Origin of the sequence: Neorhizobium puerariae, assembly GCF_042429745.1 — a bacterium.
Classification (GTDB): domain Bacteria; phylum Pseudomonadota; class Alphaproteobacteria; order Rhizobiales; family Rhizobiaceae; genus Neorhizobium; species Neorhizobium puerariae.
The window spans coordinates 38,527-57,918 of sequence record NZ_JBHMAA010000037.1 but is presented as its reverse complement, the minus strand read 5'-3'; the positions used below and the strand labels follow the sequence as shown (position 1 = coordinate 57,918).

Genomic DNA, 19,392 nt, shown 5'->3' with positions numbered 1-19,392 from the left:
ATCATCAAGGCCGCCAGGGCGGTCAGGCCCGGCAGGGAACCGAAGCCCGCGCCGCCGCCCCAGCAGCAACAGCAGCCGCGGCGCGCCGAAATGCGCGTGCGCCCCACGGCTCCCATCCTGCCGCCCTCGAATATCCAGGGCAATGCGCTGATGGTGGTGATCGCGATCATGGCCTTCCTCGCCTGCCTGACCCTTGGCGCGGTCAGCATGGTGAGCGCGACCGCGGCCAGCTGGCAGAGCCAGATCTCCCGCGAGATCACCATCCAGATCAAGCCGGACGAAGGGCTCGACATGGACGCCGCCTTGAAGAAGGCCCGCGATCTGGCGCTGACCTTCGTCGGCACCCGCGAAGGCACGATCATGGACGAGGATGCGACCGCCCGGCTTCTCGAGCCCTGGCTCGGCGCCGGGCTGAACCTCGACGACCTGCCGGTGCCGCGCCTCGTCATCGTCACCATCGACGAGCAGAACCCGCCGGATTTCGCCGCCATGCGCGATCTCCTGAAGACGGAAATCCCCCAGGCCTTTCTCGACGACCACCGCACCTGGGTGGATCGGCTCGTCTCCATGGCCCACACAACGGTGCTGATCGGGACCGGCGTTCTGGTCCTCGTCTTCACGGCGATGATCCTCACGGTCGTGTTCGCCACCCGCGGGGCGCTTTCCGGCAACCGCCACATCGTCGAGGTCCTGCATTTCGTCGGTGCGGAAAGTTCCTTCGTGGCCAGTGAATTCCAGAAACATTTCCTGAAGATCAGCATCAAGGGCTCGGCCGCCGGCGGAGCCCTCGCTGCCGCCCTGTTCGCAGCCGCCAACCTCTGGCAGGCCAATTCGCTGGCGACGCCGGAAAGCGACCAGGCGACCGCGCTGTTCGGCTCCTTCACCATCGGCGTCACCGGTTATCTCGGCATCTTCGCCACGATGATCGTCATCGCGCTGCTGACGACCGTCACGGCACGCTTCACCGTCATGCGCACGATCGACGAGATCGACCTCATCCGTGCCGATCCGGCGCGTTCCGATGGGCTGCCGGCTTCTTGAACCGGGTTTCGCCCCCCCTATAATTTGGCCCTGTTCTCGCCACGAATCTCCGGCTATGGACAGTCATGACACCGGCTCGGATGACACCTGACAATGGAGCGGACCGCGACCCGCGACGCCCGCCGGGTGGTCTGTTTTCACGAAAGGGGCGGCTGCGCTGGCTCGCCCGCCGCGTCATCATGGCCGGCGTTCTGGCCATCGCCGTGGTTTTCGGCGGGTTCTTGTGGTTCGCGAATGCGGTCACCTCGCTCAAGGCGCCGGATGGCGTGAAGGCGGACGCGATCGTGGTGCTGACCGGCGGCTACCTGCGCATCGAACAGGCGCTCGGCCTCCTGCGCGACGGGGCCGGCCAGCGGCTTCTGATTTCCGGCGCCCACCCTTCCACGACGCCGGGCCAGATCCGCAAGGTGACCCAGGCATCGCCGGACCTCTTCGCCTGCTGCGTCGATATCGGCTATGACGCGATCGACACCATCGGCAATGCCAACGAGATCGCCCGCTGGATTCACGATCACGGTTACAAGTCGGTCCTGGTCGTGACCAACAACTACCATATGCTGCGCAGCCTGCATGAACTGCGCCGCGCCGATCCGATGACCGAGTTCATCCCCTACCCGGTGATCAATTCCGACCTCACCCGCAAGGCCTGGTTCACGGAGCCGGACGTGCTTCGCACCATGCTCGCCGAATACGGAAAGGTCGTGCTGGCGACGCTGCGCGACTGGATCGGCATCGAGTGGGGCAGCGGGCTGCGCACGGAAGACCCCACCAAGACAGCCGCCAAGCCGAAACCCTGACGACCGGTCTTTCGCGCCATCGGCACAAGGCGCTTTTTTCAGGAGCCGATCTCGTGTAGGCAACGCCTGTCCAAAAGGAATTCCCATTCATGCTTCTGGTCCGCTCGGTTCTTTTCAACACGGCCTTCTATACGAATCTGATTGTCCGCATGATCGTGCTGAGCCCGATCTATTTCCTGATGCCGCGCAAGGCTGCCTACCGGATTCCGAAAGCCTGGGCCGCGTCGTGCAACTGGCTGATGGCGAAGATCGTCGGCGCCACGTTCGAGATCGAAGGTCTGGAGAACGTGCCGGAAGGCGGATGCATCTTCGCCCCGAAACACCAGTCCGCCTGGGACACGGTCGCGCTGTTGCCCTACCAGAGAGACCCGGTCTACATCCTGAAACGGGAACTGATGTGGGTTCCGCTGTTCGGCTGGTATGCGATGAAACAGCGCATGATCCCGGTCAATCGCGGCGCACGCGGCAAGGTCATGGTCGAGGTGATGAAGCGCACCCGGGAAGAAATGGCCAACGGCCGCCAGCTCATCATCTATCCCGAAGGCACGCGCCGCCCGCCGGGTGCCGAGCCCCAATACCGCTACGGCATCGCCCGCATCTATCGGGACGTGCAGGTTCCGGTCGTGCCGGTCGTGGCGCATTGGGGCCTGTTCTGGGGCCGCCGCAAGCTCATCAAATATCCCGGCCATTTCAAGGTCCGCATCCTGCCGCCGATCGCGCCGGGCATGGACCCGGACGAATTCTACGCCCATCTCGTGGACGTGCTGGAAAAGGAAAGCGACAGGCTGCTCGTCGAAACCGTCGAGGCCAATCCCCACCTCCCGCTGCCCCCGACGGCGGCGAGACGGCTGGCGGAACTGAAAGCTCAGACCGCCGCCTGAAGGCGGGACGCGACCGAAGAGCCGACGCCTTCCAGCCAGAGATCGCGAATGCCCATCTGCTTGAGATGCTCCAGCGTGTTGAAGACATAGGCGTCGTTCGGACCGGACTGGCCGGTGGACTTCCTGACGATTTCCGCCGCGTCCTCCATGCCCAGCGCGCCGGCATACTGGACGTGCCGGCGATCGACAATGTAACCGACCGCCTTCGCCTGCCGTCCGTCGCCGAGCGAGACCGGCAACATCCTCTCCTTGTAGACATTGGTGACGAGCTCGCGGCGGCGCAGGTAGTCCAGAACGTCCTCCCGGTCTTCCCCGCTCACCCGGAACGCCACGCCGCGGCACGAGCCGCCCCGGTCGAGGCCAAGCACGAGCCCAGGCTTTTCCGGCGTACCGCGATGCACATGGGACCATACGCAAAGGGAACGGCGAAAGCCGAATGCGCGCGCGGTCAGTCTTTCCTCATACGCAAAACCCGGATTCCACATCAGGGACCCGTAGCCAAACACCCAAAATTCGTCCATATCCCGCGCCAAGCCGTATTCGAGAATCGAAGCCACCATTGGAGAACATCATGGCAGCGTCAAGCCGAACCGGCGTCAGCAGAAAACTATGGCTGCTCGCCTGCGGCGTGATATTGGTGATCGCCCTTTACACCGCCGGCTGGTTCTATGCCGCCTCCACGTTGAGGGAGCAGACGCTGAGCCTGCTCGGCAGCCAGCAGAAGAACGGCATCTCCGCCGATTGCGGCGATGCGGAATATCGCGGTTATCCCTTCCGGATCGGGCTTTTCTGCTCGAAGGTCGCGGTCGATGATCGCACCAACGGCATTTCCGCCACCTTCGGCGCCCTGCGCTCCGCAGCACAGGTCTACGATCCCGGCCACGTCGTCTGGGAACTGGATTCGCCGATCGAAATCCGCACCGGCCACGGGCTGACGGTTTCCACCATCTGGGAGAATTTCCAGTCCAGCCTGATCGCCAAGCTCCGGGGTGTCGAACGCACGTCGACGGTCATCGAAAATGCGAAGACGAGCATCGTCTCGTCCGCAACGCGTCAGGCCTTCAACATCGATGCCGGCCATACGGAAATCCATCTGCGCCAGAACGGCGAAGATCTGGATGCGGCCATGACGCTCGAAGGCACCGATTTTTCGATGAAGGACATGCCGCAGCTCCTTCCCCGCCTGACGGCCAATATCGACCTGACGCTTGCCGGCCGCGCCGGCATGATCGATGGCAGCGATCCGAACGGGCTCGTCCTCTACGGCACCCAGGGTGAGATGCGCAGCCTCTCCGCCGATCTCGGCCAGGGCCGGCTGATCACCGTCTCCGGCCCCTTCTCCTTCGATGAACGGGGTTACCTCTCGGGCAAGCTGAGGCTCAGGATCGAGCAGATCGACGCCTGGCGAAACAGCCTCGGCGAAGCCTTTCCGGAAATCGCCCCGACGCTTGAGACGGTCGCCAGGATGTTGTCGGCGCTCGGCGGCGGCAAGAATGCTTCGCTCGATCTCACCATCAATCGCGGCAAGATCTTTGCCGGTGGCTTCATCCCGATCGGCGAAATACCGCCGATCTGAGCGTGCCGCTCAACCATGCGACCGGTGCTGGAATAACGGTGCGCACGGAAAAGAAGACTATTTCTTCTGGTCCAGCGCGTGGCGGCCGAAGTCCGGCGCATCCACGTCCTGGCCGGCCTGAACGATCGAGCGGCGGATGGCGCGCGTGCGGGTGAAGAGTTCGAACAGCTTGTCGCCCTCGCCCCAGCGGATCGCCCGCTGCAGATAGGCGAGGTCTTCCGAAAAGCGCGCCAGCATTTCCAGGATCGCATCCTTGTTGTGCAGGCAGACGTCGCGCCACATGGTCGGATCGGAAGCGGCAAGGCGCGTGAAATCGCGGAAGCCGGAAGCGGAATACTTGATGACTTCCGATTCCGTGACCGTCTCCAGATCGTCCGCCGTGCCGACGATATTGTACGCGATGATATGCGGCAGGTGGGAGACGATCGCCAGCACCTTGTCGTGATGCTGCGGGTCCATTTCATCGATGCGCGAGCCAAGTGCAGTCCAGAAGGACTTGAGCCTGTCGAGCGCGGCCTGGTCCGTGCCGGGCAACGGGGTGAAGATGCACCAGCGATCGCGGAAAAGGCCGATAAAGCCCGCATCGGGACCGGATTTCTCGGTCCCGGCGAGCGGATGGCCGGGAATGAAATGGACATTCTCCGGCATGTGCGGCGCCATCTGCGCAATGACGGAAGCCTTGGTGGAGCCGACATCGGTGACGATCGCGCCGGGTTTGAGGCTGCCGGCGATCTGCTCCGCCACCAGCCCCGAGGCACCGACCGGCACGGAGACGATCACGAGATCCGCGTCCTTCACCGCGTCTGCCGCAGAGGCGACATAGCGGCTGCCCAGCGCCAGTTCCTCGGCCCGCTTCAAGGTCTCGGCGCTGCGGGTGGAGATCACCACCTCGCGGGCAAGTCCGAGTTCCTTGACGTCCCGCGCGATCGACGAGCCGATGAGGCCGATGCCGATCAACGCGATCCGGTCGAAATGCGGCTTCGTCATGCGCCTCTACCCATGAATTCGCCGAGCGCCTCGATGACGCCACGATTGGCCTCCTCCGAGCCGACGGACATGCGCAGCGAATTCGGGAAACCATAACCCTTCACTGCGCGCAGGATGTAACCCCGGCCGGTCAGGAAAGCATCCGCGTCCGGCGCACGTCTGCCATCCACATCGGGGAAATGAATGAGGATGAAATTGGCGACCGACGGCGTGACCTTGAGCCCGATCGCCTCGAATGCATGGGTGAGCTTGTCGAGCCAGAGCGTATTGTGCTCGACGGCCTTTTCGACGAAGGCCTGGTCGCGGATGGCGGCCGCGCCGGCGGCGATTGCCGGCGCATTCATGTTGAACGGGCCACGCACGCGGTTCAGAGCGTCGAGGATGCCGGCGGGACCGTACATCCAGCCGATGCGCAGCGCCGCAAGGCCATAAACTTTGGAGAAGGTGCGGGTCATCACCACGTTGCGATTGGAGGAGACGAGCTCCAGGCCGGCTTCGTAGTCGTTCTTCTTCACATATTCCGCATAGGCCGCGTCGAGCACAAGAATGACATTTTTCGGCAGCCCGGCATGCAGGCGGCGGATGTCGGCGACGGGCACATAGGTGCCGGTCGGATTGCCGGGATTGGCGATGAAGACCATTTTCGTCTTTTCGGTCACCGCAGCCAGGATTGCATCCACATCGACGGCGCAATCCTTTTCCTTGACCTCGACCGGCCTTGCGCCTGCTCCCATGATCTGGATCTTGTAGACCAGGAAGCCGTGTTCGGTGATGATCGCCTCGTCGCCGGCGCCGAGATAGACATGGCAGAGCAGGCCGAGCAGCTCGTCGGAACCGTTGCCGCACAGGATGTTCGCGACATTGAGGCCGTGGACGGAGGCGATCGCCTCGCGCAACGCCAGCGCCTGGCCGTCCGGATAGATCTCCAGATTGCCGGCGGCATGCCTGAAGGCCTCGATCGCCTTCGGGCTCGGCCCGAGCGGCGTCTCGTTGGAGGAAAGCTTGAAGACACGCGCCACGCCGGGAGCATGTTCCTTGCCGGGCACATAGGCGGCGATGTCCAGGATGCCTGGACGCGGAACGGGCTCATTCGTGACGATGCTCATGGGATCGACCTTTTCGGAAATGCCGGATCGGCGGGTGATGTGAGTGGCATTAAAGCCGAAATCGGCCTTTGTCGAGGGGTGAGGAGCGGTCGGCACAGCCGGCGAAACGATCCAGTGAATCGTTTCGAATGACGAACGCCCTGCGCTAAGGCGAAGGGCCGGAGAAAGCCCGGAAGGACGCGGACGGATGATGGACTGGAACCCGCACGCGCGTCGTCGGCACGCCCTGCGGCGCCAGCACCGGCACGAAAACGCGGCGGGAAGCGCGTGCCGCAACCGGAAGGCCCTGATAGAGCCGCTTCTGCGCCTCAAGCACGATCACGCCGGAAAAGACCGGCCAGAAACGCCGCCCCATGCGCTCGAAGATGTGGCGAAGCTTCAGGACGGTGCGGATCTTCGACGGCGGAAAGAACAGCGCCTCCGCACTGGCGCCGGGCGTGAAATTCGTCTCTCGCAGCAGCGAGGTGAGCTGGCCGCGCGAATAGGGCCGGCCGGAGCCGAAGGGCGTATGCTCCATGCGCGCCCAGACGCCGCGCCGGTTCGGCACGACGATGACGATCCGGCCGCCGGGGGCCAGCACGCGCCATAGCTCCTTCAGCGTTTCGCGCGGGTTCTCCGCAAATTCCAGCGAATGCACCATCAGCACGCGGTCGATGGAACTGTCCGGCAGCGGCAGTTCCTCGTCGAAGACGAGCGCCGTGGACGAAAGCTCGCCCACCGGCCAGTTCACCGCCCCCTGGCCGGCAGGCATGAAGGCGAATGTGCGCTCGGTATCGGCGCGGAACCGGTCGATATAGGGCACGGCATAACCAAGCCCCACCAGCCGTTCTTCCGGCAGCCGCGCCCAGAGGGAGGAGAGCGCCATCGCGATCGACTGCTCGGCGAGCCTGCCGAGCGGCGAATGATAGAATTCACGGAGATCGACGATATCGACGGACATCTGTCACGCGGTGATTGGACTTCGAGGACGCAACCCCTACATTGTCCCGCAAAGCGATTTGAGCAATAGGGATCATGATATGAAACCGCTGGAACTCGAAGTTTTTTTATGTCGGAGCGATAATTTCGGCGTTCTCGTTCATGATCCGGAAAGCGGACTGACGGCGTCGATCGACGCGCCGGAGGAAAAACCAATTCTCGATGCCGCCGCCCGCCGCGGCTGGAAGATCACCCATATCTTCACCACCCACCACCATACCGACCATGTGGAAGCCAATCTGGCGCTGAAGGAAAAGTTCCACCTGGAAATCATCGGCCCCTTCAACGAGGCCGTGGCGATCCCCGGCCTGGACAAGACCATGGCGGACGGCGACGAATTCCAGTTCGACGATCATCTCGTACGCGTCATCGAGACGCCCGGCCATACCGCGGGCCACATCTGCTACCATTTCCCGGACGACAAGATCCTCTTCGCGGCCGACACGCTCTTTGCGCTCGGCTGCGGCCGCATCTTCGAACGGCCCGCCGCCGACATGTGGCACTCGCTGCAGAAACTCGCCGTCCTGCCGGACGAGACCGCCGTCTATTTCGGCCACGAATATACGCTGTCCAACGCCAGGTTCGCCCTGACGATCGACCCCGGCAATGAACGACTGCAGGCCCGCGCGCGGGAGGTCGAGGAGAACCGCGCCGCCGGCAAATTCACCATTCCGACCACGATCGGGCTGGAAAAGGAAACCAATCCCTTCCTGCGCGCCGCCGATCCGGCCATCCGCCGCAACCTGCTGATGGAAAGCAGGACGAACGAGGAGGTCTTTGCCGAAATCCGCAAGCGGAAGGACAGCTTCTAGGGCGTGATGCCGAAAAATGTGGAGCAACTCTCGGATGGCATCATGACCCAGGCAGATCTGAACGCACGGGACATCATCCAGGCTCTCGGCATGCAGCGTCACCCGGAGGGTGGCTGGTATGTCGAGACCTTTCGCGACCGGAACGGCGGCGCCCGCGGTCATTCCACCGCGATCTACTACCTGCTGGAAACCGGCGAACGATCCCACTGGCACCGCGTGCGCGACGCTGCGGAAGTCTGGCATTTTTATGCCGGAGATCCCCTGCTGCTGAGGATTTCCGACGGCCGGACCACGGAGAAGGTGACGCTCGGCACCGATCTGGCGAAGGGCGAGCGCCCGCAGGCGGTCGTGCCGGTCGACACGTGGCAGGCGGCCGAACCGCTCGGACGCTTTACGCTTGTCGGATGCACGGTGGCGCCCGGATTCGAATTCTCAAGCTTCGAAATGGCCGAGCCGGACTGGGAACCTTCGTCCTAAAAACGCGGCAGGCCAGCGAGCGCGAGCGTGAAGATGAGCTGGGCGGCATAGTAGCTGCCCCAGATGAAGGGCTGCAGCCTTCTCGTCGCAGGATCGTCCGGCTTTGCCAGGAACTTCCGGATGGCCAGCGCCACGTCCGACATCACGAACAGCGCCGCGCCGGCCGAGGGCGAGATGGGCTTCAGCGTCAGGGCCGACAGCGCCATGGCGATAACCGCCAGCGCATAGGCCGTCACGGGAATGGCGAGCTTGCCGGCCGGCCGCCAGAGGATGAAAAGCATCATCGTCAGCAGGATGACGAAGGTCCAGGCCGCCGCATACCGCCAGGCGCTGGCGACGACCAGGGCCGGTTCCACCGACGGCCAGAAGAGCGCGATATAGGCGAGATGCGAGACGAGGAAAACGGCAAGGCCGGCAAGGAAGGCCGGCTCGCCGTCATAGGCGAGGCAGGTATCCCCCAGCGCGCCGAGCAGCAGCGCGGCGACAAGAAGCAGCGGCGCCTGCGCAAGCAGGGCGTAGACGGCAAGCAACAGGACCGGCAGGGCCTTCAGCAAGGCGCGCCGATGGCTCGCCGGCCTTTCCAGCCAGCGGAAACAGAAGAGTGCGAGCGCGAGCGACGTGGCCAGCACGACAGGCAACAAGACGGACATTTCTCCCCCCAACGTCCCTGATACTTCAGGGACGCCTATTCGGCAACGGCCTCGCCGATCGGCTTCGGCCGGAACATGTCTCGCGCGGCAAGCACCGCACCTCCCGTGATGAGCAGGCAGGCAAGCAGGATGCGCCAGTCGGGCTCGGCAAAGCCGCTCGCCACCAGGATCAACGTCGAGAGCAACGGCGCCGCATAGCTCGCCGCGCCGATGATCTGGATATCGCCGTTCTTGACGCCGTAATCCCAGGCGTAGAAGGCCGCCCCCACCGGCAGCAGGCCAAGCCCTATCACCGCCGCCCATTCGCCGGTGCCGGCCGGCCAGACGGTCGTCTCCAGGGCCAGATGGCAGATCAGCGACAGCACGGACGTCGCAAGGCAGAAGCCGGTCACCACATCGGTCGAGACCCGGTCGAAACGCCGCGTCAGCAGCGAGTAGCCGGACCAGGTGAACGCGCAGAGAAAGGCAGCGCCGTAACCGACCAGATAAGCCTCGTCGAACGACAGGCCGTTGCGCGAGACGATGGCGATCGTGCCGCAAAGGCCGGCGACCGCACCGGCCACATGATGCCAGCGCAACCTCTCGCCCGGAAGCAATGCCGAGCCGACGACGATGAGGAGCGGCCAGAGATAGGCAATCAGGCCTGCCTCCACCGCCGGCGCATTCCGAAGCGCCGTGAAATAGAGGAAGTGATAGCCGAACAACCCGCCGATACCGGTCATCCAGACCTTCGGCGGCTGCCTGAGCAGCGCGATGCGCTCAGGTTTCAGGACGAAAAGGATGATGCCCGGCAGGCTGCCGATCGCAAAGGCGACCGCGGAAAGCTGGAACGGCGGCATCTTGCCGGAGGCGGCGGTCATCAGGGCCAGAAGCGACCACATCAGGATCGCCGTGAAGCCGATCAAAGTTCCCCGGATTTTCACCCTCGCCCCCTCGACGCCCGGCCGGGCGCCATATCAGCCGCCATATTTGACGGCCGTCACGTAAACTTCCCCCATCCGTGTGGGAATGCGGGCATAGACGGGAGCATATACATTCACCGATTGCGCCTTGGCAAACCAGATTTCCATGGGAGTCTTCTTCAGATACTCGATGTCGCTGCGGCCGCGCCGGAAACCGGACTTGGGTTCGTAGCGGATGGTACAGACGATCGCCTCGCCCTTGAAGCCATCGGTGGAAAACGGCCTGCTGCCCTTCGGCGTCAGGACGAGATCCATGCGTGACTCGCCGTCATAGATCGGCAGGCGGCTGGGGCAGATCCGGGCGTCCGCCGGAAAGATAAGACCGCTCAGGGGATCGAGGACGGCGTGGAGGTCTTTTTCCGTTACCGGTATCCAGGTTTCCGGATTGCGCTTCGGCTCCGGCTTGACGGTCGTTTCGGTGACATCGCCGTTGCGATATTCGACATCGTAGATGCGCGTGCGCTTGCCGGTTCTGTAGACGAGATTGTAGCGGTCGGCCTGCAGCTTGTCGGCCTGCATGCGCCCGACGACATTGGTCTCGGCGGAAATCCGGCTGATGATGTTGACGATGCCGGCGGACCTGAAGGTGCCGGTGATCCTGTAGGCGCGCTCGTCGAACTCGCTTGAAAACGAAGCCTTGGCGATCGGCAGGATGCCGAGCGAGATATCGTATTCGCTGACATGCCGGATTTCCGCCGAGCCGAGCGGAACCGCCATAAGTCCGAAGATAAGCGTGAACGCGCTGACGAAACGGCCTCGAAGGATCATGACCTGCCCTGAACATGAGAACGCCGGAGGCGTCTTCCCGCCGACATATAGACCGGGCATAATGGCAAGAAAATAGCGGCACAAGGCTGCCGCCGCCCGAATCTCTGGGGTTCGTGGACAAGTTTGGCTTGACGTGGCGAGCCTCACTGACTATAGAACCGCAACTTTCCAATCAGGACCAGTTGGATCGGCGCACCGGGTATTGCCCGGCAGGACCATCCGATTGCAGAAGAACAAAGGTGTATCCATGTCTCGTGTGTGCGAACTGACCGGCAAGGGCGTTCAGACCGGCAACAATGTAAGCCACGCCAACAACAAGACCCGCCGCCGGTTCCTGCCGAACCTCTGCCAGGTCACGTTAATCTCAGACGCTCTCGGCCAGCGCTTCCGCCTGCGCGTTTCCGCGCATGCCCTGCGCTCCGTCGAACATCGCGGCGGCCTCGACGCCTTCCTGCTGAAGTCCGACGAAAACGAACTGTCGATGCGCGCTCGCCTGCTGCGCCGCCAGATCGCCAAGAAGACCGCCGAAGCAGCTTGATCGCTTCGCGACATTTCATTCGGCTTGAGGAAGGCTTGAACGGGTAACGCCGGCAGGCCTTTTCTCTTGGAGCGCCGTGCGTCCGAATGGACGCACAAAGGACGCTCCAATTTATTTAGTTGCCGCATCGGCCCGAAAATCGAAAACGATTTTCGGGCCGATGCGGTCCTTCATATTCCTCCAACTGGTGGCATCACCCAGGATAAAAAAATGCAAGCGACCCGCTATACCTTCCTTTATGCTCTCCTCATGGCGGCCGTCGTCGTCGCCTCGAACTTCCTGGTCCAGTTCCCGGTCGTCGGCACGCTGTGGGGCATCGCGCTCGGCGATCTCCTGACCTGGGGCGCATTCATCTATCCCGTCGCCTTCCTGGTCACCGATCTTGCCAACCGCCAGTTCGGACCCTCGGTTGCCCGCCGCATAGTTTTCGTGGGTTTCGTCGTCGGCGTGACGCTGTCCTTCCTCGCCTCCGCGCCACGGATCGCGATCGCCTCCGGCACCGCCTACCTGATCGGCCAGCTTCTCGATATCTCCGTCTTCAACCAGCTTCGCCGGCAGGCCTGGTGGCGTGCGCCGCTCGCCGGCTCCCTGCTCGGCTCGGCCCTCGACACCGTGCTGTTCTTCTCGCTCGCCTTCGCCGCGGTCTTCGTCTTCATCGGCCCGAACGAAGAATTCGCGATCGCCTCGGCGCCGATCCTCGGCATCTTCTCCGCCGAAGCCCCGCGCTGGATTTCCTGGGCGCTTGGCGATCTCGTCGTGAAGATCCTGGTCGGCGTGGTGCTGCTGCTACCCTATGGCGCCCTGATGAACGTGCTGAAGCCGATGCCGCAGGTGGCAAAGGCCGCCTGATTCCGGACGCGTGAAGCTCGCCACGCTTGCAAGTCTCGCAACGGCGTTGCAGTCTGGGCCGGATCGCAACACTCGTGGACGGGCTTCAATGCAGCTTCATGACGTCATGGATATCCTCGAAGTGACGAGCACAACTCTGTCAGGCTCGTCTTTCGACAACATGAACCTCTCGGGCACGAGCTTCAACGACACGAATCTATCCGGTACAAGCTTCCGCCAGATCAATTTCGCCGGGGCGACGTTCACCGATAGCAACATGTCGGGCTGGTCGATCGACGATGTCAATCTGTCCGGCCTGCGTCTGCGCAACGCAAACCTCGCGGGCGCGGAATTCACCGATTGCAGAATGATCGGGGCCAAGATCGACGGCATTCCCGTCCAGGATCTGCTCGATGCCTACAAGGCTGCGAGGAACGGCTGAGCGGCAGGCCTCAATCATCCAGCCGGAATTCCAGCATCACGTTGCGCTGCAGGAGATTGCCGTTGTCGTCCGAGACCAGGATGAGATGCGGCCTGCCTTCCGGGCCCATGATGACATCGAGCCCTTCCATGTTGTCGATCGCATATCCCATGTCTGCATCGATCAGCACCTCGCCGTCCGCCACCGCGCCTGGGCGGATGCTCTCTCCCTTGATGCGGCGGATGCGCATGCCGAGCCCGCCCAGCATGCTGAAGCGGCGCTCCAGCAACAACAGGTCGCCATCCGGCAGAAAGGCGCCGTCCGTGGCGTCATAGGGATCGTGACGGACGACCTTGAACACGCCTTTCGACGGCCCGTCCAGGATGGCGGCGAACAGGTTGCCCTGGTCATCCAGGCTGTGTTCCGTGACGACCACCAGCGCCCCCTTGAGCGGGCCGGACTTCGGCGAAGCAGCAACGGTTTCCATGCCGGCATTCATCCGAAATTCCCGGCGCGGAATGGGATTGTCCAGGCTCCGCAGAGGGCCGGATTTCTCGAAACCGGGATCGGGATAGGCGTCGACACGATGCAGCTGCTCGAAGCCGACGATCGCTTCCCCATCGCGCAGCGCCAGACCTTCGGCATCGCTATTGTATTTCGAACCGGCCCGCCCGCCGCGAACGAGGATCGGATTGATCTCGACATCCGCAAGCCCGGCGAGACGCCCCGACGCGTTCCGCTCGATCCGGCCGGTCAGCCACCCGCCCGTATCGAGAACGGAAACGAAGCTCCTGCCGTCGGGTCGAAAGCGTATGGCCGAGAGCGACTGTAGCCGGCTATCCGACGATGAAAACTGGATGCCGCCCAGAAATTCCAGGGAACCGAACCGCGTCTCGTTCGACCCCGACCGGAATTGCGTGATGACGCGCGCCGAGACCGGCACGTCATGCGTCGCCGGCGCGACCGGAAAGGCAAGGGCGCTAAAAAGACCGGCCCAGATGGCGAGACGGGAAAGCTTCAAGGCGACGAGCCTCAGCCGGCCCGGCGCATGCGACCCGCGGCGGGGCCGTTGTTTTCGGCAAAAAGTTCGGCAAGCTGCTCGGTCATGGCGCCGGCCAGCTCGTCCGCGTCGACGATCGTCACGGCCTTGCGGTAATAACGCGTCACGTCATGACCAATGCCGATCGCCAGCAGTTCGACCGGCGAACGGGTCTCGATCTGCTCGATGACGGCACGCAGGTGCCGCTCCAGATAATTGCCCGGATTGACGGACAGCGTCGAGTCATCGACCGGCGCACCGTCCGAGATCATCATCAGGATCTTGCGCTGTTCGCGGCGGCCGATCAGCCGGTTGTGAGCCCACATCAGCGCTTCGCCGTCGATGTTTTCCTTGAGCAGGCCTTCCCGCATCATCAGGCCGAGGTTGCGGCGCGAGCGGCGCCACGGCGCATCGGCCGATTTGTAGACGATATGGCGCAGGTCATTGAGGCGGCCGGGGGTCGCGGGCTTGCCGCTTGCCAGCCATTTTTCGCGCGCCTGGCCGCCCTTCCACGCCTTGGTGGTGAAACCGAGGATCTCGACCTTGACGCCGCAGCGCTCCAGCGTCCGGGCAAGGATGTCGGCGCAGGTGGCCGCGACCGTGATCGGACGGCCGCGCATCGAACCGGAATTGTCGATCACCAGCGACACGACCGTATCGCGGAACTGCGTGTCGCGCTCCTTCTTGAAGGAGAGCGGCTGCATCGGGTCTATGATCAGTCGCACGAGGCGGGCCGGGTCGAGATAACCCTCTTCCAGATCGAAATCCCAGGAACGGTTCTGCTGCGCCATCAGGCGGCGCTGAAGGCGGTTGGCGAGCCGACCGACGGCGCCCTGCAGATGGGCGAGCTGCTTGTCGAGAAATGCCCGCAGCCGGTCGAGCTCCGCTTCGTCGCAAAGCTCCTCCGCCGTTACCTCCTCGTCGAACTCCTGGGTGAAGATCTTGTAGTCGACCTTCTCGTTGAAATCGTCGAAGGGACTGTTCGGCCGCCGCGTCTCGCCGGGTGTTTCGGAATGTTCGTCGCTGTCGTCCGACATGTCTTCGTCGGACATTTCCGCGCCGTCCATCTCGCCGTCATCGAGCTCTTCGTCGGAAACCTCGCTCTGCTCGGCAGGGGCGGCATCGGAACCGGCCTCTTCCTCTACCTCTTCGTTCTCGGTCTCGCCGCTGCGGGGCTGATCCTCGTCGCTCGGATTCTCGATTTCCTCCGGCTCGGTATCCTCGTCGGCGAACTCCTCGGCCATCTGCATGGACGTGAGCATGTGCCGGACGAGCCTGGCAAAGGCCTGCTGGTCCTCGATGACACTCTTGAGGTCGTCGAGATCGCCGGCGGCCTTGTCCTCGATGAAGGGACGCCAGAGATCGAGCACCTTGCCGGCGCTGGCAGGCGGCTTGATGCCCGTCAGCTTCTCGCGCACCAGCATGGCGACGGCCTCGCCGATCGGCGCATCTTCCTGCCGCTCGATGCCGGAAAAATTCGCCTTGGCGTATTTTTCCGTCTGCACGGCATTCAGGTTGGCCGCAACGCCGGCCATGCGCAGCGCGCCGAGCGATTCCACGCGGGCCTGCTCGACCGCATCGAAAACGGCCCGCGCGTCCGCTCCCTGCGGCGACATGGTGGCATGGACATTGGTGTCGTGGCAGGCCAGCCGCAGCGCCATGGAATCGCCAAGACCGCGGGTCACGGCAAGCTCGTGCGCCGTCGGCCGCTTGGAGATTTCCGGCAGCCGTATGCGTTCGCCGGCAAGCCCCGGACGCTCGTTGGCGAACGTCACCTCGACTTCGGCGTCGCCGGCGATCGAGCGCACACAGCCCGTGATCGCCCGGCGCAACGGCTCGGTATCCACCGGCCCGCCGGGTTTGCCCTTCGAATTGTCTCCGCGACCTGCCATGACCTCGCCTCCCCGGTTCAAGCCCCGAGAACGATGTTGGCGGCGCTTTCCTTCAGCTCGACGCCAAAGGCGCGCTGGTACTGCTCGGCAACCAGGGTACGCTCCAGTTCGTCGCACTTGTTGAGGAAGGTGATCCGGAACGCAAAGGCGACGTCGCCGAAGATTTCGGCATTCTCCGCCCAGGTGATGACCGTGCGCGGGCTCATGACGGTCGACAGGTCGCCGTTGATGAAGGCCGAGCGGGTGAGATCGGCGACGCGCACCATCTTCGAAACCGTCTCGCGGCCTTCTGCCGTGGCGCCGAAGGACTTCACCTTGGCGGCGACGATATCGACTTCCTTTTCGTGCGGCAGGTAGTTCAGCGTGGTGACGATCGACCAGCGGTCCATCTGCGCCTGGTTGATCTGCTGCGTACCGTGATAGAGGCCGGTCGTATCGCCGAGACCCACCGTGTTGGCGGTGGCGAACAGTCGGAAGGCCGGGTGAGGACGGATGACCCGGCTCTGGTCGAGCAGCGTCAGGCGGCCGGAGGATTCCAAGACACGCTGGATGACGAACATCACGTCCGGGCGGCCGGCATCGTATTCGTCGAAGACGAGCGCGACATTGTGCTGGTAGGCCCAGGGCAGGATGCCGTCCTTGAACTCGGTGACCTGCTTGCCGTCCTTCAAGACGATCGCGTCCTTGCCGACGAGATCGATACGGCTGACATGGCTGTCGAGGTTGACGCGCACGCACGGCCAGTTGAGGCGCGCGGCGACCTGCTCGATATGGGTGGATTTGCCGGTGCCGTGGAAGCCGGACACCATGACGCGTCGGTTATGCGCAAAGCCTGCAAGGATGGCGAGAGTGGTGTCGCGGTCGAAAAGGTAATCGGGGTCGAGATCCGGAACGTAGGGGTCGCCGCTGCTATAGGCCGGGACCCTGATATCGGTATCGATGCCGAAGACTTCCCGGACCGAAACGGTGGTGTCGGGAAGGTTGGAAATATCTAGATCAATCTTACTCATCATCTCTCCAAGGCGCGAGCCGCCGCCCGGCCGTCGTCCTCACTGGCATAATTTTTACGGCTTAGCAGAAACCCGCCTGCTTCAACAACTGATATGCTTGAATGACGGCACGAAAACGTTCCTCCGAACCGCGATCGCCGCCATTGGCGTCCGGATGATGTTTCTTGACCAGTTCCTTGTAGCGGCTCTTGATCTCGGTCGCCGTCGCATTGGCGCCGAGCCCCATCGTGTCGAAGGCCTTGGCCTCCAGCGTCTTGAGCTTGCGCCCCTGGGTCTCGAAGCGCGAGCCGCCGCCCGTGCGCGCCTGCGAGACGAAGCCGAACGGATCGCGGAAACGCTGGTTCATATGCGGGGCGCCGGAGCGCGCCGTGGAATGCAGCGGAGCGTCCTTGGCGGCCTTGTTGACGCCGACGGTCCAGGTCGGACGATGGCCGGTCACCGCCTCCTTCTGGTAGCGGGCGATCTCGCCATCCGAAAGGCCGGAAAAATAATTGTAGCCCTTGTTGTATTCCTTGACGTGCTCGAAACAGAACAGGAAAAACTGGCCTTCCGCGTTGCGGCCCACGGGAGCACGGTGGACCCCGGGCTTGTCACACCCGTCCCACTGGCAGATCGGCGCCTGGGCGACCGTTTCCTGCTCCCTCTTCCGGCGCGTCCGGATGCGATCGAAATATTTGGAATCTAGCTTCATGAGGCCCTCATTATGGGATGGCCGGGGGAATGCGACAAGAATTGACAAAGCTCTTTCTTGCTGATTTGTGGGGTGCCCCCTCAAGGTCGCTTCGACACGACCGCCATGCCGCAACGGAGCCGAAAAATGACAGCCAAAGCCCGGATCGAAGCCACGCTCACCAGGAACCTCGAACCCGAACGGCTGATCGTCATCGATGAAAGCCACCAGCATGCCGGCCATCAGCCGGATTTCACGGGAGCCGAAGGAACGCATATGCGCGTTCGCATCGTCTCCAGCAAGTTTGCAGGATTGAGCCGGATCGACCGGCACCGGATGGTGAATGCGCTGCTGAAGCCGGAACTCGACGCCGGCCTCCACGCCCTCGCGGTGGAGGCCGCGGCACCCGGCGAGCCGACACGCTGGTAGCAGGGCTTAGATAGGAATGGCAGGGTGGGAGGCCAAGGGCCTTGCGCCACAGTTTATAGACTTGCGCCACAGTTTATAGAAATGCCGCCCACCAGCTTCACGCGATCTGCCGATAACCGCAAGCTGATAGGCTGTAAAGCGCCAACACCAGATATTATAGGCCTAATCCCATGCCGCGTTTTGCAGCACTACCCTGTAGCCGTCAGGGTCTTCGAAGGTTTTCCCATTTCGATCCCAGTAGGGATTAAACGCCGGGACGGGCGGGAAACCGGATGCCATCATGCGAGCGACCGATGTATTCCACTCGGTTTGATCGGGAATGTAAAAGACTATCAAGTTATCTTCAGTCGGAGCGCGGCCGACAGAGTGCCCAACTTTCGTTGTAAACTCAAAGTGATACGGAACCCCACGCTGGCCGACCATTATGCCGTCGAAGCCGTCGTGCCCTGCGAACTCATACAGTAATTCAAGCCCAAGCCCGTCGCAGTAGAATTGACAAAGAGCTTCTAAATTATCACTTGGCCGCGCCACACGAATTGTCAAAGGTTGCAAGTCTCAGGCTCCTCGGGTGTGCTTTACCACCGCATTTACAGGTTAAGACGGCTCCATCGTCAAGGAATTGATATCCGCTCCTGGGCCGAAAGCCGTCGATCAAGCCTACTCCGCCGGCAGCACGGCCTCCTCTGCCGGCCGTATCCTCAACCGCGTGATGCGGTTCTTCTCGCGTTTCATGACGATGAAGCGCTTGCCGTAGAACGTGAACGCCTGCCGCTCTTCCGGGATGAGTTTCGATTCGTGGATGACGAGGCCGGCGATCGTCGTCGCCTCCGCGTCCGGCAGGTTCCAGTCGAGCGCACGGTTCAGGTCGCGGATCGGCACCGAACCGTCAACCACGATCGACCCGTCCGCTTCCTGGCGTACGCCCTGGATCTCGATGTCGTGCTCGTCGGCGATATCGCCGACGATCTCTTCCAGAATATCCTCCAGCGTCACGATGCCCTGCACCTCGCCATATTCGTCGACGACGACGGCGAAATGCACCTTCCGGCGCAGGAAGGCGCTCAACTGGTCCTTGAGGCTGGTGCTGTCCGGCACGAACCAGGGCTTCTGCGCGATCTTGACGATATCGATGTTTTCCGGCTGCAAACCCGGCTCGGCCAGCGCGCGAAGCAGATCCTTGGCATGCACGACGCCGATGATGTTTTCCGTCGAGTTGCGCCAGACGGGCATGCGGGTATAGGGGCTTTCGAGCACGGCGCGAACCGCAAGATCGGGCGGATCGTCCGCATTGACCGCCCGCATCGCCGTGCGATGCTTCATGACATCGGAGACTTCCAGCTCTTCGAGTTCGAAGAGGCCGCTGAGCCGGTCGCGGTCCTGCCTGTCGAAATTGCCCTCGCGATGGACGGCGTCGAGCGCCTCGTGCAGATCGTCGTGGCCGGAAAGAGCAAGCGTCTCCTGAGACAACGAAACGCCGAACGAGCGCAGAAGTCCGCGGATCACCGCGTTGACAGCGCGCGACAGCAAACC

At 63.0% G+C, this 19,392-nt stretch carries 22 protein-coding genes and 1 pseudogene; 10 read left to right on the top strand and 13 right to left on the bottom strand.

Annotated elements, in window-relative coordinates; all coding sequences use genetic code 11:
- Positions 1–90 precede the first annotated feature (90 nt).
- The 3 genes from ACFFP0_RS28250 (at position 91) to ACFFP0_RS28240 (ending at position 2,719) form a co-directional block, all read left to right on the top strand.
- The gene (locus tag ACFFP0_RS28250) at positions 91–1,041 is read left to right on the top strand and encodes a cell division protein FtsX (protein WP_377265596.1); all 951 of its coding nucleotides are present in this window, start codon (positions 91–93) and stop codon (positions 1,039–1,041) included.
- Between the two features lie 80 nt (positions 1,042–1,121).
- Positions 1,122–1,838 carry a YdcF family protein gene (locus tag ACFFP0_RS28245; protein ID WP_377265555.1) on the top strand — a complete coding sequence of 239 codons (717 nt, stop codon included), beginning with the start codon at positions 1,122–1,124 and terminating at the stop codon, positions 1,836–1,838.
- Between the two features lie 89 nt (positions 1,839–1,927).
- Entirely contained in the window at positions 1,928–2,719 is a 792-nt protein-coding gene (locus ACFFP0_RS28240; RefSeq protein ID WP_377265554.1) for a lysophospholipid acyltransferase family protein, read from the top strand.
- Here the strand turns inward: ACFFP0_RS28240 and ACFFP0_RS28235 are convergent.
- Complete coding sequence (locus ACFFP0_RS28235) at positions 2,704–3,252, bottom strand: gamma-glutamylcyclotransferase (RefSeq protein WP_377265595.1); 549 nt, start codon at positions 3,250–3,252, stop codon at positions 2,704–2,706. The genes ACFFP0_RS28240 and ACFFP0_RS28235 overlap by 16 nt on opposite strands.
- A 38-nt stretch (positions 3,253–3,290) precedes the next feature.
- Here ACFFP0_RS28235 and ACFFP0_RS28230 point away from each other — a divergent pair, with 38 nt between their 5' ends.
- Positions 3,291–4,295 (top strand): DUF2125 domain-containing protein, encoded by a 1,005-nt coding sequence (locus ACFFP0_RS28230; protein WP_377265553.1) that lies wholly within the window; start codon positions 3,291–3,293, stop codon positions 4,293–4,295.
- Between the two features lie 57 nt (positions 4,296–4,352).
- Here ACFFP0_RS28230 and ACFFP0_RS28225 read toward each other — a convergent pair whose 3' ends face one another.
- The 3 genes from ACFFP0_RS28225 to ACFFP0_RS28215 all read right to left on the bottom strand — a co-directional run bounded on the left by ACFFP0_RS28225 (position 4,353) and on the right by ACFFP0_RS28215 (position 7,328).
- Positions 4,353–5,282, bottom strand: a complete 930-nt coding sequence (locus tag ACFFP0_RS28225) for a prephenate/arogenate dehydrogenase family protein (RefSeq protein ID WP_377265552.1) — start codon at positions 5,280–5,282, stop codon at positions 4,353–4,355.
- Positions 5,279–6,388 carry a histidinol-phosphate transaminase gene (hisC, locus tag ACFFP0_RS28220; RefSeq protein WP_377265551.1) on the bottom strand — a complete coding sequence of 370 codons (1,110 nt, stop codon included), beginning with the start codon at positions 6,386–6,388 and terminating at the stop codon, positions 5,279–5,281. Before hisC ends, ACFFP0_RS28225 begins: the two co-directional genes overlap by 4 nt.
- 145 nt (positions 6,389–6,533) lie before the next feature.
- The gene (locus ACFFP0_RS28215; RefSeq protein WP_377265550.1) at positions 6,534–7,328 is read right to left on the bottom strand and encodes a class I SAM-dependent methyltransferase; all 795 of its coding nucleotides are present in this window, start codon (positions 7,326–7,328) and stop codon (positions 6,534–6,536) included.
- Between the two features lie 79 nt (positions 7,329–7,407).
- Between ACFFP0_RS28215 and gloB the strand changes: the two genes are divergently transcribed.
- A complete protein-coding gene (gloB, locus tag ACFFP0_RS28210; RefSeq protein WP_377265549.1) occupies positions 7,408–8,178 on the top strand; it encodes a hydroxyacylglutathione hydrolase in 771 nt (256 codons plus the stop codon).
- Positions 8,179–8,235: 57 nt separating this feature from the next.
- Positions 8,236–8,655 (top strand): cupin domain-containing protein, encoded by a 420-nt coding sequence (locus tag ACFFP0_RS28205; protein WP_377265594.1) that lies wholly within the window; start codon positions 8,236–8,238, stop codon positions 8,653–8,655.
- Here ACFFP0_RS28205 and ACFFP0_RS28200 read toward each other — a convergent pair.
- From ACFFP0_RS28200 to ACFFP0_RS28190, 3 genes are read right to left on the bottom strand one after another with little or no spacing between them, the layout of a single operon-like run.
- Positions 8,652–9,305, bottom strand: coding sequence for a lysoplasmalogenase family protein (locus ACFFP0_RS28200; RefSeq protein WP_377265548.1), 654 nt, complete (start codon positions 9,303–9,305; stop codon positions 8,652–8,654). The two genes, ACFFP0_RS28205 and ACFFP0_RS28200, sit on opposite strands and share 4 nt — an antisense overlap.
- Before the next feature lie 35 nt (positions 9,306–9,340).
- A complete protein-coding gene (gene yddG, locus ACFFP0_RS28195) occupies positions 9,341–10,228 on the bottom strand; it encodes an aromatic amino acid exporter YddG (RefSeq protein WP_377265547.1) in 888 nt (295 codons plus the stop codon).
- Between the two features lie 33 nt (positions 10,229–10,261).
- Positions 10,262–11,035 (bottom strand): DUF3108 domain-containing protein, encoded by a 774-nt coding sequence (locus tag ACFFP0_RS28190; protein ID WP_377265546.1) that lies wholly within the window; start codon positions 11,033–11,035, stop codon positions 10,262–10,264.
- A gap of 247 nt (positions 11,036–11,282) precedes the next feature.
- Between ACFFP0_RS28190 and rpmB the strand changes: the two genes are divergently transcribed.
- The 3 genes from rpmB to ACFFP0_RS28175 all read left to right on the top strand — a co-directional run bounded on the left by rpmB (position 11,283) and on the right by ACFFP0_RS28175 (position 12,843).
- Positions 11,283–11,573 (top strand): 50S ribosomal protein L28, encoded by a 291-nt coding sequence (rpmB, locus tag ACFFP0_RS28185; RefSeq protein ID WP_117196365.1) that lies wholly within the window; start codon positions 11,283–11,285, stop codon positions 11,571–11,573.
- 210 nt (positions 11,574–11,783) lie between these two features.
- Positions 11,784–12,422 (top strand): queuosine precursor transporter, encoded by a 639-nt coding sequence (locus ACFFP0_RS28180; protein ID WP_377265545.1) that lies wholly within the window; start codon positions 11,784–11,786, stop codon positions 12,420–12,422.
- 88 nt (positions 12,423–12,510) lie between these two features.
- Positions 12,511–12,843, top strand: coding sequence for a pentapeptide repeat-containing protein (locus tag ACFFP0_RS28175; protein ID WP_377265544.1), 333 nt, complete (start codon positions 12,511–12,513; stop codon positions 12,841–12,843).
- A gap of 10 nt (positions 12,844–12,853) precedes the next feature.
- Here ACFFP0_RS28175 and ACFFP0_RS28170 read toward each other — a convergent pair whose 3' ends face one another.
- The 4 genes from ACFFP0_RS28170 to ACFFP0_RS28155 form a co-directional block, all read right to left on the bottom strand.
- A complete protein-coding gene (locus ACFFP0_RS28170; RefSeq protein WP_377265543.1) occupies positions 12,854–13,843 on the bottom strand; it encodes an esterase-like activity of phytase family protein in 990 nt (329 codons plus the stop codon).
- An 11-nt stretch (positions 13,844–13,854) separates the two neighbouring features.
- Positions 13,855–15,753, bottom strand: a complete 1,899-nt coding sequence (gene cobT, locus ACFFP0_RS28165) for a cobaltochelatase subunit CobT (RefSeq protein ID WP_377265542.1) — start codon at positions 15,751–15,753, stop codon at positions 13,855–13,857.
- Positions 15,754–15,770: 17 nt separating this feature from the next.
- Complete coding sequence (gene cobS, locus ACFFP0_RS28160) at positions 15,771–16,763, bottom strand: cobaltochelatase subunit CobS (protein ID WP_377265541.1); 993 nt, start codon at positions 16,761–16,763, stop codon at positions 15,771–15,773.
- A 61-nt stretch (positions 16,764–16,824) separates the two neighbouring features.
- Entirely contained in the window at positions 16,825–17,454 is a 630-nt protein-coding gene (locus tag ACFFP0_RS28155; protein ID WP_377265540.1) for a J domain-containing protein, read from the bottom strand.
- Positions 17,455–17,580: 126 nt separating this feature from the next.
- Between ACFFP0_RS28155 and ACFFP0_RS28150 the strand changes: the two genes are divergently transcribed.
- Positions 17,581–17,862, top strand: coding sequence for a BolA family protein (locus tag ACFFP0_RS28150; RefSeq protein WP_377265539.1), 282 nt, complete (start codon positions 17,581–17,583; stop codon positions 17,860–17,862).
- Between the two features lie 162 nt (positions 17,863–18,024).
- On the opposite strand, the gene ACFFP0_RS28145 is transcribed toward ACFFP0_RS28150, so the two are convergent.
- Both ACFFP0_RS28145 and ACFFP0_RS28140 read right to left on the bottom strand, forming a co-directional pair.
- Positions 18,025–18,414 (bottom strand): VOC family protein, encoded by a 390-nt coding sequence (locus ACFFP0_RS28145; RefSeq protein ID WP_377265538.1) that lies wholly within the window; start codon positions 18,412–18,414, stop codon positions 18,025–18,027.
- 105 nt (positions 18,415–18,519) lie between these two features.
- Positions 18,520–19,392, bottom strand: a pseudogene (locus ACFFP0_RS28140) (HlyC/CorC family transporter); the annotation flags it as partial.